Below are 14,057 nucleotides of genomic sequence, written 5' to 3' on the forward strand. Positions count from 1 at the left end.
GGTTTGACAGCTATTGTGACGCAATTTGGTCCTGGCCGACGGCGTCAAGGTCACATCCCTTGCCGGTTTGCGGAAAACCACTAGTCCCCTTTACGCCCAAATGTGGCATCCCGACGGCGTGTGAACGCGCCCCCTCAGCAAAATGTGATCGCAATGTCGCTTTCGCCAAAATCGGGAGCCGCCCCACCAAATTCACCCAATGAAATAACCAACTTATCCATTATCGCTCTGTCAGCATCGTGACCACCCTCACCGCTCACCGGCCCCTTCGGAAAACCACTATATCGGGTTCAAACCACCCTCGGTTGTAATCCCAGCGTCGATAACGCCCCGGCGGGGCCACCACCACTCGGCGGGTGCCATTGCGCAACGCGCACTGCCTGGCATCCAGAAGCCACCGGGCCAGTAAGGTCCGAAACACTGGGATAACTGATGAACACGATGACACGTTCCACGCTCGCTGCAGCCTGTACCACCGCACTGTTTCTCTCTGCCAATGCCCAGGCCGATATGCCGACCTTTTACGGCACTCTGGATTACTCCATCACTCACAGCTCCTCAGGCGTGGGCACCCAGCAAACCGGTCAGGACGGCTGGTTGCTGGAAAACAACTTCACCCGACTGGGTTTGCGCGGCACCCACGCCATCTCCGAGAGCACCGAACTATTCTATCGTGCTGAGGTGGGACTGAACGCCGACGACAACGGCGACACCTTCTCCTCCCGTCCGACGTACATCGGCTTAAAGCACGACGTTGCAGGTGCGATCTCTGCGGGCCGCATCGACCCGGTGCTGAAGATGATCAAGGGCGGTGCCGACATCTTCGGCCTGACCACCATGACCATGGACCGGGTGTTTGCCGGTAACAAACGCCACGGTGACTCTCTGGAGTATCGCTCTGCAAAGTGGAACAACATCCATCTGGGTGCCAGCGTCATCCTCAAGGACGACGCCAACAGCCCCTATGACGACAACTACCAGTTGGCACTGACCTACGGCGACAAGCAGTTCTCCCAAAGTAACTTCTACCTGGCCGCCGCTTACGGCAATGGCATTGAGGGGATTGAAGCGATCCGGGCGGTAGCACAGTACAAAATCAATAACCTGAAACTGGGTGTGATTGTGCAAAGCACCCAGGCACTGGAAGGGTTCAACAAAGACACCACCCACTATGAGTCCCGCGACGGATTTGGCTACATCATCAACGCCCAGTACCAGTACAACGCCTGGAAGCTGAAGGCGCAGTTTGGTCAGGACGATTCCGGTACCGGCCGGGTGGCCAACGAGGTTTATAAGGCGGGCGCATATCGTGGCGACGAAACCCCGACCGTGACTCAGATGGCACTGGGTGCGGAATACAAGATGGCGCGTCAGGTCACCATGCACACCGAACTGGGCCACTACAACGTGGACGGTTACAGCGACTTTGATGACAGCATCGCCAGTATTGGTCTGAAATACCAATTCTGAACCACAGGCCATCGTTGCATCTCATTAGCGTGTAACGGTGGATGATAAAAAAGGGCACCGAATCGGTGCCCTTTTTTTAGTTCATCTCTATTTGGTACTTTTCAAACCCGCTGGTTGACACTTTATTTCCCTGTTCATCCAGATACCAAACCGCTTCCAGATAGGGAATGGATTCGGCCATATCCATCGCTTCTTTCATTGGCATAAGAAACAATGTTGTTGACAGTACGTCGGCATAAATATGCTGTTCATTCATTACCACAGAGACAGACACCCCTTCGGTTTTGGGGTACCCCGTATTCGGGTTAATGATATGGTGATACTCTTTATCACCAACACGGTAATACTTCAGGTAATTACCACTGGAAACAATCGTCAGGTTTTCTCCAGCCACAATTTCGTGAAACTGCCCTTCAAGTTGCTGACATTGGCTTGGTTGAAAGTCATATTTCTTACAGACCGGGTCTTCAATCGCCGTCACAAAGGCACGGCCTTGTGGATGGCGGCCCCAGTGACGAATGTTGCCACCGGCGTTGATCACAAAGGAGCGCATCCCGGCCGCCACCAACTGGTCTTTCACCTTCTCTGCCATCCAGCCTTTGGCAATCCCGCCCAGATCCAGGCTCATCCCTTCACCCAGCGTGACGGTGTTAGCATCCACATCGAGGTTTATCTTGCTGATGTCCGTGTATTTTGAGGCATTTTCAATCGCTTGCGGCGACGGCAGCGAACACCCGTTATCCGCCGCTTCCGGCTCGGCGCAAGCATTGCGTTTTTGGCGCCACTGCTGAACCACGGGCCCAACGGCAATATTAAAATAGCCCTTGGAGATCCGGTGCCAGTCGATGCCGGCCTGGATAAGCTCAGTCAACTCCGGGTCAATCTTGTGAACCTCGGTGGGCGCATTATTGATGGAGCGGATATTCACCACCCCATCATAGGTCTGGTAATCCGACCCCTGCTGATGGAGTCGTTTGATGGTGGCCAGGCTGTCACACAACGCCTGTTTTGCATCGCCCTCCCCGGCATCATAAACCTGGATGGCGATGGAGGTACCAAAGTATTTCAGTGTGGTCAGATTGGTATAACCCGACGTTTCAGAAATAATGCCATCGAGCTCACATTGAGTATCGAATTGATTTCGCTCGCTTGTTTTTGCCGGGAGTTGATCGGCAATAACATCCGCGTTTGAGAACACAGGGGACGCAGGCATAAGAAGTGCTATTGCGCACACAATTTGTTTTGGTTTCATCAAACAACCGATTGCTGGATTGGGATGAAAATATCTTAGCACAACCCATCATCCGGAATAGCAATTTAAATCATGGCGATCGGGATCACAATTTCAAATAAAAACACCCGGATATAGTGGTTTTCCGCAATTGTCCAAAACCACCAATTCCCTATTCTCACCTTCATACACTATTCATCAGAAAAGTATGGGTGAGACCGTGAACCACTTTAATCGCATCAAGTTGTGCCTGGTAAGCTCTGCAGTGGCGCTGGCCGTTGCAGGTTGCTCCGCGACAGCCCCGGCTGGCAAATACGTAGATGGCACCCACGACGTGTCCGCCAGAGGCAAGAAAAGTGACATCGTACTGACCGTGGTGGTTGAGCAGGGCAAGATCCAGCAGATCAAAACCAAATCCCACAACGAAACGGAATCACTGTTCCTGAATGCCGAGCGTTTGCTGCCGCAGATCGTCGCCAACAACGGCCATGAAGGGATCGACGCTGTCTCCGGTGCCACCATCTCCTCTAACGGGATTCTGCGTGCCATCAACGACCTGCCGCGGGCAGACGGTTCTCAGCCGGAGTTTCAAACCGTTGCCGCCAAGCAGGCTGACGAGGAGGAGTTCAAGCTGAAGTGGTCCATTCAGCCCCAACTGGGCCTGATTAAAGGCGACTACTACTACGAAGAAGCACGCTTCCGCCAGGGCCATATGGGCTCCATGGCCGTGGTTGTCGACAGCAACAACCCCAGCGACGTGATCTTCGCCGAGTTCAACGAGGATGGCCGTCCCAACTACTACACCCGCCTGTACCAGAACGTGCCGAAGCGGATGTCCGAGTACAACTTCTCCATGGGTAAAAAGAAGGGCACTGCCTGGGTGCAGTCCTCCCTGACCATGGAGCGACTGATGGTGGAAGAGGACAAGCTGACCTTTGAACTCAACCCGGATTGGGATCCCAAGCTGGCCAACAAGCTGAAAGAGCCGAACCGCCTGAAGTACCAGGACCTGGACATCGTGGCCGGTGCATCCAACTCCATTCAGCAGTCCATGGTGCCGCTGACCGCCAAGATCCACAGCCGCATCACTGGTGAAGGCACCACCCTGAAGTTCTACCAGCAAGCCGAGAAGCTGCTGGATGAGAAGGGTAAGTGGACCGGCCTGACCGCAATGCTGCGCTTTGTGGTCGACACCAACACTCAGCAGATTGTCGACGTTTACTACGACGAGATCTTCGCGGACGAGAAAGCCCAGATCACCGACGCGTCGCTGAAGAAGTTCTACCGTCAGTCCAAGTACCAGTCCATCGGTTACGAAGAGCCGGCCCGCATCGGTTTCAACGTGATGTTTGATGCGCTGGAAGCCCACATCGTTGAAGGCGGCTCCATGTTCGACATCAACGACCTGCCTGCGACCGGCGACACCGGCAGCTACGCCGCCACCGGCTTTACCAAGCTGTCCACCAGCTGGGCGAACTACCTGAAGCTGGCCGACACACTGTACCAACAGATGCGTGCGGACGGTGTGGTCGCCGAGCACAGCAAAGGCTGAACCGGCTCAACCCATTACGTCATTATTCCCTGCAAAGCCTCCCCTTCGGGAGGCTTTTTTTGTGCCCTTGTCGGGGGAAAAAGGCACAAAAAAGCCGCCCGGAGGCGGCTTTTTGCGATGATTTCAGGCTCAGGCCTGGGTATCCACTGACGGGGCATCGGAGCCACGGGATACGATCACCATGGCCGGGCGCAGCAGGCGGCCATTCAAAGCGTAGCCTTTCTGCATTACCGAGATCACGGTGTTGGCGGCGAACTCCTCGCTCGGCAGCATGGAGATGGCCTGGTGGAACTCGGGGTTAAAGGCTTCGCCTACCGGATCAACCACCTCAATACCAAACTTAGCCACGCTGGCCAGCATGCTCTTCAGGGTCAGTTCCACCCCTTCCAGCATCGGCTTGATCGCCTCGTCATCGCTGTTGGAGACCTCCAGAGCGCGCTCCAGGTTGTCGATCACCGGCAGCAGTTCATTGGCGAACTTCTCCAGTGCGAACTTGTGGGCTTTCTCCACGTCCTGTGCGGTACGGCGGCGGATGTTCTCCACCTCCGCGGCAGCGCGAACCACGCTGTCCTTTTGTCCGGCGATGGTGTCATGAGCCTTGGCCAGCTCCGCTTCCAGCTCGGCAATGCGCTCGGCGGCAGCGTCCTCGGCGTGCACTTGTTCCTCGGCGGATTGCTCTACCGCGTCAGTCTCAGTTGCTTCAATTTCCTCATTCGGCGCTACTTTTTGCTGCTTGTCAGCCATCTCAACTCCAGGCAAAACCACTTTATTCAATAAATCACTGAGCCTATTATGGGGACGAACTCCGCCACTTCAAGGGCCAACACCAACAACATCATGACCAATCCCTTCCATACCATCGGCCTGATTGGCAAACCGGATCATGACGGCGCCAACCAGACCCTGACCCGGCTGTTTTACTGGCTGCGCAAACAGGGCTACGAGGTACTGCTGGAACAGCGGGTGGCCAAACACCTCGGCTGCGATAAAGCCGAACGCGTTGACCTTACCACTCTCGGACAGCGATGTGACCTGGCCATCGTCGTGGGCGGGGACGGCAATATGTTGGGCGCCGCGCGGGTGTTGTCCCGCTTCGATGTCGCGGTAATTGGGGTGAACCGGGGCAACCTGGGCTTCCTGACCGATCTCGACCCGGAACATTTTGAGGCACCGCTTGAGCGGGTGCTGGCTGGCGAATTCGATATTGAACGTCGCTTCCTGCTGCAGGCGGAGGTGTATCGTCATGGTGAGCTCAAAGCCTGCAATACCGCAGTGAACGAAGCGGTACTGCACCCGGGCAAAGTGGCGCACATGATCGAGTTCGAGGTGTATATCGATGGCCGCTTTATGTACAGCCAGCGCGCCGACGGCATGATCGTTTCCAGCCCCACCGGCTCCACCGCGTATTCCCTCTCCGCCGGAGGCGCCATTCTCACCCCCAACCTGAACGCCGTAATTCTGGTGCCGATGTTCCCCCATACCCTGTCAGGCCGCCCCATCGTGGTGGACGGCGACAGCGAGGTGAAACTTATCGCGTCACCGGACATGGGCAGTCGGCCACTGGAGGTCAGCTGTGATGGCCACATTACTCTGGCGGCGCTGCCCGGCGATGAGATCGTCATCCGCAAGGCGGACCACGCGCTGCGCCTGATCCACCCCAAAGGCCACAGCTACTTTCAGGTACTGCGCAGCAAACTGGGCTGGGGCAGCAAGTTGTTCTGACCCCTACCAAGGGATCACTTCGCGATACCGCAGAAAGGCCCCGCTGGGGCCTTTTTCGTCGAGGGTGGCCGCCCACACCAGATCCGCAGCGGCCTCCTCCGGCGAACGTGTCGCGCTGGCGCCGCCCATCTCCGTCCGCACCCAGCCCGGGCAGACCGAGTTCACCTTAATATTGGTGTCCGTCAGCTCCGCCGCCAGTTCCGCCGTCAGCGCATTCAGCCCCGCCTTGGAGATACGGTAAGCGGCGATATAGGGCCCCATGTCGTTAAGGGCACCGTAGCCTGATGAGACGTTAACGATGCGGCCATACCCTTTGGCCTTCATCAGTGGCACCAGGGCACGGCACAAATAGATGGGCCCCAGCAGGTTGGTTTGCAGCGTCAGGTTGAGCACCTCGTCGCTCAGGTCCATCAGTGACACGTCGTTGTCCAGAAACACCCCGGCGTTATTGACCAGCACATCCACCTGGCCAAAGTGGGTCTCCAGCCAGCCGGCTAACCCAGCCGCCGCCTGCGGGTCCCGCACATTCAATGCATAGGGCAGCGCCTGCCCGCCGCGCTGACGAATCTCCGCCGCCGCACGCTCTGCCGCTCCGGCATCGCGGGCACTCAGCACCACCTGAAATCCCCGTTCCGCCAACTGCAATGCCACCTGCCAACCGATCCCCCGATTGGCGCCCGTTACCACCGCCACTGCACTCATGACCCGCTCCTCCAGGCAAAATGTCAGCGTACGCACAAAATTTTAGGCCCGCCGCTTTACCGGGTAAAAAAACCGCATATACTGTATCTCCGTACAGCACTGTTTATCTGCACAGTTAACGACACAGATTAACTACACAGGGACGCGTCATGCTCACTCAACTGACGGTTGCCAATTTTGCCATCGTAAAATTTTTGGAACTCGATTTTGCCCCCGGAATGACCACCATCACCGGCGAAACCGGCGCAGGGAAATCGATCGCCATCGATGCCCTCAGCCTCTGCCTCGGTGGTCGTGGCGAAGCCGGCATGGTGCGCCCCGGCGCAGAGCGGGCTGAGATCTCCGCCCGCTTTGACGTTGCCGCCATCCCCGCTGCCCTGCAGTGGCTGCGCAGCAACGCCCTGGACGACGACGAAGAGTGCATCCTGCGCCGTAGCATCAGCAGTGAGGGGCGCTCCCGCGCCTGGATCAACGGCAATCCGGTGCCGCTTTCCCAGCTCAAAGCCCTGGGCGAAACCCTGATCAGCATCCATGGCCAGCATGCCCATCACGGCATGCTGCACAGCGATACGCAGCTGGCCCTGCTGGATCAGTACGCCGGTCACTTCAACCTGCTGAAACAGTGTCAGGATGCCTACCAGCAGTGGAAATCCCTCGACCTGCAGCTGAAACAGCTCAAAGAGCAGCAGGAGCAGCGCCAGGCGCGGGCGCAGTTACTGGAGTATCAGGTACAGGAGCTGGACGAATTCGCCCTGCAACCGGGCGAGTTTGAAGCCATTGAGGTGGAACACCGCCGCCTGGCCAACTGCGGCACCCTGCTGGAACAAAGCCAACGCGCTCTGTATCTGCTCAGTGAGGGGGATGAGGTCAGCGTTCAGGCCCTGTTGCAGCAAGCCATCAGTCAGGTGGATGCCCTCGCCGGCGAAGACCCGGCCCTGGCCGACATCACCAACATGCTGCACGAAGGCCTGATTCAGGTGCAGGAGAGCAGCAGCGAACTGGAGCGCTATCGCGACCGGCTGGAGATGGACCCAGAGCGCTTTAATGAGCTGGAAAACCGCCTGTCACGCGCCATGACCCTGGCCCGCAAGCATATGGTCTCCGCCCATGAACTGGCCCAGCACCACCAGCAATTGGCGGACGAGCTGGCCGACCTGGCAGGCAGTGACGAACAGATCGAACAGCTGGGCGAGGCCCGCGATGCCGCCCGTGAGCAACTGGCCGAGCGTGCCCTGAAGCTGAATAAGAGCCGCCAGCGCTACGCCCGTGAACTGGATAAACTGGTGACCGACAATCTGAAAGCCCTGGCCATGCCCCATGCCCGCTTCCAGATCAGCGTCGAGCATCGTGCCGACGCGCTGTCGCCCACCGGGGCAGACCGGGTGCAGTTCCTCGTTACCACCAACCCGGGGCAGCCGCTGCAACCCATCGCCAAATCCGCCTCCGGTGGCGAACTGTCACGCATCGGCCTGGCCATTCAGGTGATCACCGCGAAGAAGGTGGCCACCCCAACCCTGATTTTCGACGAAGTGGATGTGGGGATCTCCGGCCCCACCGCCGCCGTCGTCGGCCGCATGTTGCGCCAGCTGGGCCAGTCCACTCAGGTGTTCTGTGTGACCCACCTGCCCCAGGTGGCGGGGAATGGCCATAACCACATGTTTGTGGCCAAACAGAGCCAGGGCAAGAGCACCGAAACGCGCATGACGCCGCTGCTGGGAGAAGCCCGGTTGCAGGAACTGGCCCGTTTGCTGGGTGGCGATACCATCACCGACAACACCCTGGCCAATGCCCGCGAACTGCTGGTGTCGGACACGGATTGAGCAGTCAGAGTCGGTTGTGAACTGGATCGGGAACGGGCGGACAAAAGCCTGATCCGGATCACGCCGATGCCCCTATGGCAATGCTAGCGTTACCCCTAGGAAGCCTTTTGAACCCGATTTCTCAAAGCTTAAAACTAGGAGGACGCCTATGTCCGCAACTAAGTTTTTTATCCCTTCCGTCAATACCTTAGGTCGTGGTGCGTTGGATGATGCCATCCAGGACATCAGCACCCTGGGCTTTACCAAGGGGCTGGTGGTGACCGATACCCCACTGGTTGAGCTGGGGCTGGTGGCCAAACTGACCGAAGCCTTGGGTCAACAGGGGATCGGCTCGGTGGTTTTCGATGGCGTTCAGCCCAACCCCACCACCGCCAACGTCGAAGCCGGCCTGGCCCTGTTCCGCCAGCACCAGTGTGACTTCGTTATCTCCTTCGGCGGCGGCTCTCCCCACGACTGCGCCAAGGGCATCGCTCTGGTGGCCACCAACGGTGGCGATATCCGCGATTACGAAGGGGTCGACCAATCCGCCAAACCGCAAGCCCCGCTGGTGGCGATCAACACCACCGCCGGCACCGCCTCCGAGATGACCCGGTTCTGCATCATCACTGACGAAGCCCGTCACATTAAGATGGCCATCGTGGACAAGCACACCACCCCGCTGCTGTCCGTTAACGACCCCGAGCTGATGCTGGCCAAACCCAAAGCGCTGACCGCCGCCACCGGCATGGACGCGCTCACCCACGCCGTGGAAGCCTACGTTTCCATCGCCGCCACCCCGATCACCGACGCCTGCGCCGAGAAAGCCATCGCTTTGATCAGCCAGTACCTGCGTCGCGCCGTTGAAGACGGCAGCGATATCGAAGCCCGGGAACAGATGGCCTACGCCCAGTTCCTGGCCGGCATGGCCTTTAACAACGCCAGCCTCGGCTACGTGCACGCCATGGCCCACCAACTTGGCGGCTTCTATGACCTGCCCCACGGCGTCTGCAACGCCATCCTGCTGCCCCACGTGCAGGCGTACAACGCCAAGGTGGCAGCACGTCAGTTGGCCGGCGTTGCCCGCTGCATGGGCGTGGATACCCGTGGTATGAGCGATGACGAAGCAGCCCAACAGGCCCTGGCCGCCATCCGCACCCTGTCCGCCGACATCCAAATCCCGGCCAACCTGACCGAGTTGGGCGTAAAAGCCGAGGACATTCCGACTCTGGCCACCAACGCCCTGAACGATGCCTGCGGCCTGACCAACCCGAAACAGGCCACTCACGAGGAGATCTGCGCCATCTTCCAGGCCGCCATGTAACGGCCCTGGCCACCAAAAGCTCCCTCCGGGGAGCTTTTTTTGTCCCCCCGGCTTGGTTATGATGCCTCTCTAACGCCAAGGTAACGCAGAGATTAGGATGAAGCAGTTCAGGATGCTGATGGTGGCCGCCGCACTCAGTGCCGGTGTCACCGGTTGCTCGGTCTTCGATTGGATGGTTTACAAGATCGACATCCCTCAAGGGAATTTTATCGAGCAGAATCAGGTGGAAAAGCTGCGTATTGGCATGAACCGCGAGCAGGTGGAGTTTGTCCTCGGCCGCCCGGTGCTGCGTGACAGCTTCGCTTCCGACACCTGGTACTACGTCTACCAGTTTAAGAATGGCCGCACCAATGAGCTCACCCGCAAAGAGCTGGTGGTGCACTTTGCCGATGACGCGGTGGTCTCCGTCGACGGGGATTACACCCTGAGCGACAACTTCAACACCCCACTGCAGGGCGGTCGTCCGTAACCGCACCATCAGACAGCAAAAAGGGCGGCCAATGGCCGCCCTTTTGTTTTCGGGTTGCAGTAGTCGAAGCGTTATTCCGGCTTGGCCCGCAGCGGGTTCGGCTTGCCACCGGTCACCGCATCAGCGCGACCTTCGCTCTTCGCTTTTTCTGCCCGGCGCTTGCGCACCTCGCGCGGGTCCGCAATCAGCGGCCGGTAGATCTCGACGCGCTCACCCGGTTCCAGCACCTGAGTCAGCTTTACGGTACGGCTGAAGATGCCGATCTTCAGTTTGGTCAGATCAATCTCAGGAAACCGCGCCAGTACGCCGGACGCTTCGATGGCCGCCTCCGCCGTGCTGCCCACCGGCACCATCAACTTACGGATAAAGGCTTCATCCGGCAGCGCGTACACCACCTCCACCTGCATCATCTCAGCCACGGTAGACCTCCTTGGCACGTTCGGAGAAGGCGTGCACCATGTTCTGGGCCAGTTCGTTGAACACCTTACCGAACGCCTTTTCCACCAGCGCATTGGTGAATTCAAAGTTGAGGCTCAGCTCCACTTTGCAGGCGTCCTCGCGCAGCGGCAGAAAACGCCAAACGCCCTGCAGCTGCCGGAACGGACCGGATTCCAGCGCCATCGCAATCTCGGAATCCGCCACCAGGGTGTTGCGGGTGGTAAAGGTCTGGGCAATGCCCGCCTTGCGCACCGAAACCGAGGCACGCATCTGGGCGTCATCGGCCTCGTGCACCTCGGAGCCAACACAGCCAGGCAGGAACTGCGGGTACGCCGCAACGTCGTTCACCAGGGCGTACATCTGCGGCGCGCTGAAGCGCACCAGGGCGCTTCGATTGATCTCGGGCATATAACCTCTCCCAAATTCGGAATTGGGCTATTTTGCCACAGCGAAGACGATACCAAAATGGCGTCGGGCGGGTATAATGCTGCGCCTATGGCAAAGAAAAACGCAAAGAAATCCACGCCCACTTCCTCGACCATCGCGCTGAACAAAAAAGCGAAGCACGAGTACAAGTTCCTCGAGAAGTTTGAGGCGGGTCTGGCCCTGCAGGGCTGGGAAGTCAAATCCATGCGGGCAGGTAAAGTGAACCTGACCGACTGCTATGTGATCATCCAACGTGGTGAGGCCTACCTCGTGGGCTGCAACATCACCCCGCTGAACACCGCCTCCACCCACGTGGTGTGTGAACCCATGCGCTCCCGTAAGCTGCTGCTCAACCGCCGCGAGCTGGACCGGCTGATTGGCCAGGTGGAGCAGAAGGGTCTCACCATCGTGCCGGTGGCGCTGTACTGGAAGAAGTCGTTCGCCAAGCTGGAGATTGCCCTGGCCCAGGGTAAACAGACGCACGACAAGCGCCAGGACAGCAAAGAGCGCGACTGGCAGCGGGAGAAAGCCCGCGTGATGAAAGGCTCGATGCGCTGATTGCTGTCGATCTATCCAGTTATGGCTTGGCGCCGCCGAGCCAGCCGTGGTAGACTGACGAAGTACTTGGGGTCGATTCAGGATTCGACGGGATATTAAAGCCCAAGGTGCATGCCGTGGGGCGGTTGGCCACGTAAAAAGCCGCAAAAAAATAGTCGCAAACGACGAAAACTACGCACTCGCTGCCTAATAAGCAGTAGAGAGCCTGCCTCCAAAGCCCCGCCTACTGGCTGAGGATTCAAGGCAGTCAAACCCTGTAGGATCGCGTGGAACCTTTGTCCGTAGGTGAAGCGTTAAAACTAATCGGACTCGCCCTAGCGAAGCCTGCCACTCGGCGTCGTACGGGTTAACTAAATGAGATGGCTAAGCATGTAGGACCGACGGTGTAGGTATTTCGGACGCGGGTTCAACTCCCGCCGACTCCACCAAACGCGTTTGAAAAGCCCATCCGAAAGGATGGGCTTTTTGGTTTTCTGGCTCCGGTAAATTCTGTCTTTCCAAAGACTTACCAACCCGCTTCCTCTGCCAGCTCCCAGCCCTCCCCCAACCTTCCGTCCCGTGGCATCGGACGATCCAATTCACACATTCCGACTCCGGTATGCAATCAACCATTCGGCTCCCTTTTTCTACCTGTTCCCGACCGGTGTTGAACTTTATTTTCTCGCCAATTCAAGAAGGTGTGATGAAGTCCTGAGGATCAGCCATGAAACACAGTTGGGCCGGAACCAAACGAGAGAGCCAGTTCGCTCTGATTGCCGTAGCCATGATGAGCGCGACCATCGCGGGTTGCAGCGGCCAAGCCCCAACGTCCCCCGAACCGTTGACCACCTCTGCGGTGATTGGCGAGGTCACGATGATCAATCCCATCAGCCACATTGGCGATGACCAGGATGGGTGGCGCTTAGATGTGGTTGCCGTCGAGGCGGAGAAGGGGGTGGCGAGCGTTGAGAATAACCGGATCCGCTTTCAGCCCCGACAGATTGGCGTTGCCCGCCTGGATTACACCCTGACCAGTGCACAAGGCGCGCAGCGGCACTCCTATGTTGAGGTGACGGTTCAAGCCCACCACCTGAGCTATGTGGGCAGCGAGGCCTGCCTGACCTGTCACATCGATCAAGAGTCCTTCCTGCTGACTGGACATAACTTTAAGCTGAGCCCAATCAAGGATGGCCAGGCACCCGAACTGCCCTACACCGATGTGTCTGGCGCCCTGAAATTCGTCAAAGGGGTGAACAGTTCGCAGGGTGATCCGCAAGGGTTTGAAGACGTCAGCCATGTCATCGGCGGCTATATGCGCACCGTGATGTTTCTGGATAAGAACGGCTACATCTTTGCCGGTGACAATGCCCGACTGGACCTGCCAGCCGATGGCGAACCTTTCGGTCCTGAGCACATCATTCCGGTGCCGACCCGGGGAGACGGTCACGATACCCGTCCGTACGTTTGCGGCCGCTGCCACACCACCGGTTGGCTGGATTACACCAAACAGCCCGGCGATCTGCGCCATCGGCAACGACAGAATGACCTGCCCGGCATGACCGGCACCTTCGAGCAACCGGGGGTTCAGTGCGAAGCGTGTCACGGTGCTGGCAGCGAGCACATCGCCATGCCGACCAAAGAGAACATCACCCGTGTGGCCCAGGGCCGCTCCCGGGCAACGCTATTGAGCCCGGGCATGGGCTTTGGCGAAGCGATCAGTTGCGGTGAGTGCCACTCTGAAGATGGCCAGCGTCATTACCCCTCGTTTATGAGTCACTACAATAAAGACTTTGGTGGCGACAGCCTGGGGGGACGGGTTACCGAATACGCTTATGGCGGGCGCTACACGCTGGATGGTCTGCTGGGGATGGACCCGGATACCGGCATCGCCGAAGGGGCCAAACGCGACTTCCAATGCACCGATTGCCACAACCCGCACAAATCGACGGTAAACCGGGACAAACCGGAACACGCCGGCGCATTGAAAACCGCCTGCCAGGATTGCCACACAATGGCCTTCAACGATAAAGCCCACGAGAAGATGGCGGCTTGTACAGATTGTCATATGCCAACCTCTGCGCACATCTTTAAGATTGACCTGTCTGAGCCGTCAGACTCGGCGTACCACTACTCGGCAGATGGTCGTTACCGCCAGCCCTGGCTGCGGGCAGTGGAAGCCTGTAAGCGCTGCCACCAGCAGGATTATGAACAGCGGGCACGCACCCTTACCACGGTGCACAAGTAATCGGATAAGAGGGGGCTGTCGCGGTCGATTGCCCCCTTTTGTCAATAAACCCGGCCGACACTCCCCCTTCCCTATTCTCAGTGGCGGAGCAAGTCACCGTATGGATCCCACAGACCCGTTTCACATTTTTTCAACCTGGTATCGA

General features: G+C 58.3%; 13 protein-coding genes and 1 other RNA gene. 9 read left to right on the forward strand and 5 right to left on the reverse strand.

Annotated features, from left to right (window positions below):
• Positions 1-441 precede the first annotated feature (441 nt).
• A complete protein-coding gene (locus FBAL_RS14880; RefSeq protein WP_049779527.1) occupies positions 442-1,470 on the forward strand; it encodes a porin in 1,029 nt (342 codons plus the stop codon).
• A 76-nt stretch (positions 1,471-1,546) separates the two neighbouring features.
• Here FBAL_RS14880 and FBAL_RS14885 read toward each other — a convergent pair whose 3' ends face one another.
• Positions 1,547-2,722, reverse strand: coding sequence for an FAD:protein FMN transferase (locus tag FBAL_RS14885; protein ID WP_148226760.1), 1,176 nt, complete (start codon positions 2,720-2,722; stop codon positions 1,547-1,549).
• Between the two features lie 187 nt (positions 2,723-2,909).
• Between FBAL_RS14885 and FBAL_RS14890 the strand changes: the two genes are divergently transcribed.
• Positions 2,910-4,253 carry an FMN-binding protein gene (locus FBAL_RS14890; RefSeq protein WP_013346408.1) on the forward strand — a complete coding sequence of 448 codons (1,344 nt, stop codon included), beginning with the start codon at positions 2,910-2,912 and terminating at the stop codon, positions 4,251-4,253.
• A 129-nt stretch (positions 4,254-4,382) separates the two neighbouring features.
• Here the strand turns inward: FBAL_RS14890 and grpE are convergent, their stop codons facing one another.
• Positions 4,383-4,997, reverse strand: a complete 615-nt coding sequence (gene grpE, locus FBAL_RS14895) for a nucleotide exchange factor GrpE (protein WP_013346409.1) — start codon at positions 4,995-4,997, stop codon at positions 4,383-4,385.
• A 93-nt stretch (positions 4,998-5,090) separates the two neighbouring features.
• On the opposite strand from grpE, the gene nadK reads away from it, so the two are divergent.
• A complete protein-coding gene (gene nadK, locus FBAL_RS14900) occupies positions 5,091-5,975 on the forward strand; it encodes an NAD(+) kinase (protein WP_085949587.1) in 885 nt (294 codons plus the stop codon).
• A 3-nt stretch (positions 5,976-5,978) separates the two neighbouring features.
• Here the strand turns inward: nadK and FBAL_RS14905 are convergent, their stop codons facing one another.
• A complete protein-coding gene (locus tag FBAL_RS14905) occupies positions 5,979-6,677 on the reverse strand; it encodes an SDR family NAD(P)-dependent oxidoreductase (protein WP_013346411.1) in 699 nt (232 codons plus the stop codon).
• Between the two features lie 149 nt (positions 6,678-6,826).
• On the opposite strand from FBAL_RS14905, the gene recN reads away from it, so the two are divergent.
• From recN to FBAL_RS14920, 3 genes are all read left to right on the forward strand, one after another.
• Positions 6,827-8,497 (forward strand): DNA repair protein RecN, encoded by a 1,671-nt coding sequence (recN, locus tag FBAL_RS14910; RefSeq protein ID WP_013346412.1) that lies wholly within the window; start codon positions 6,827-6,829, stop codon positions 8,495-8,497.
• A 148-nt stretch (positions 8,498-8,645) separates the two neighbouring features.
• A complete protein-coding gene (gene yiaY / locus FBAL_RS14915; protein WP_013346413.1) occupies positions 8,646-9,797 on the forward strand; it encodes an L-threonine dehydrogenase in 1,152 nt (383 codons plus the stop codon).
• A 97-nt stretch (positions 9,798-9,894) separates the two neighbouring features.
• Positions 9,895-10,266, forward strand: coding sequence for an outer membrane protein assembly factor BamE (locus tag FBAL_RS14920; RefSeq protein WP_013346414.1), 372 nt, complete (start codon positions 9,895-9,897; stop codon positions 10,264-10,266).
• Between the two features lie 71 nt (positions 10,267-10,337).
• On the opposite strand, the gene FBAL_RS14925 is transcribed toward FBAL_RS14920, so the two are convergent.
• Complete coding sequence (locus FBAL_RS14925; RefSeq protein ID WP_216086842.1) at positions 10,338-10,676, reverse strand: RnfH family protein; 339 nt, start codon at positions 10,674-10,676, stop codon at positions 10,338-10,340.
• A 1-nt stretch (position 10,677) separates the two neighbouring features.
• The gene (locus tag FBAL_RS14930; protein WP_013346416.1) at positions 10,678-11,112 is read right to left on the reverse strand and encodes an SRPBCC family protein; all 435 of its coding nucleotides are present in this window, start codon (positions 11,110-11,112) and stop codon (positions 10,678-10,680) included.
• An 87-nt stretch (positions 11,113-11,199) separates the two neighbouring features.
• Here FBAL_RS14930 and smpB point away from each other — a divergent pair, with 87 nt between their 5' ends.
• The 3 genes from smpB to FBAL_RS14940 all read left to right on the forward strand — a co-directional run bounded on the left by smpB (position 11,200) and on the right by FBAL_RS14940 (position 13,912).
• Positions 11,200-11,688, forward strand: coding sequence for an SsrA-binding protein SmpB (smpB, locus tag FBAL_RS14935; RefSeq protein ID WP_013346417.1), 489 nt, complete (start codon positions 11,200-11,202; stop codon positions 11,686-11,688).
• 68 nt (positions 11,689-11,756) lie between these two features.
• Positions 11,757-12,116: a transfer-messenger RNA gene (gene ssrA / locus FBAL_RS20000) on the forward strand.
• A gap of 275 nt (positions 12,117-12,391) precedes the next feature.
• Complete coding sequence (locus tag FBAL_RS14940) at positions 12,392-13,912, forward strand: cytochrome c3 family protein (protein ID WP_013346418.1); 1,521 nt, start codon at positions 12,392-12,394, stop codon at positions 13,910-13,912.
• Positions 13,913-14,057: the final 145 nt, after the last annotated feature.

It is taken from the genome of Ferrimonas balearica DSM 9799, from assembly GCF_000148645.1.
GTDB lineage: Bacteria > Pseudomonadota > Gammaproteobacteria > Enterobacterales > Shewanellaceae > Ferrimonas > Ferrimonas balearica.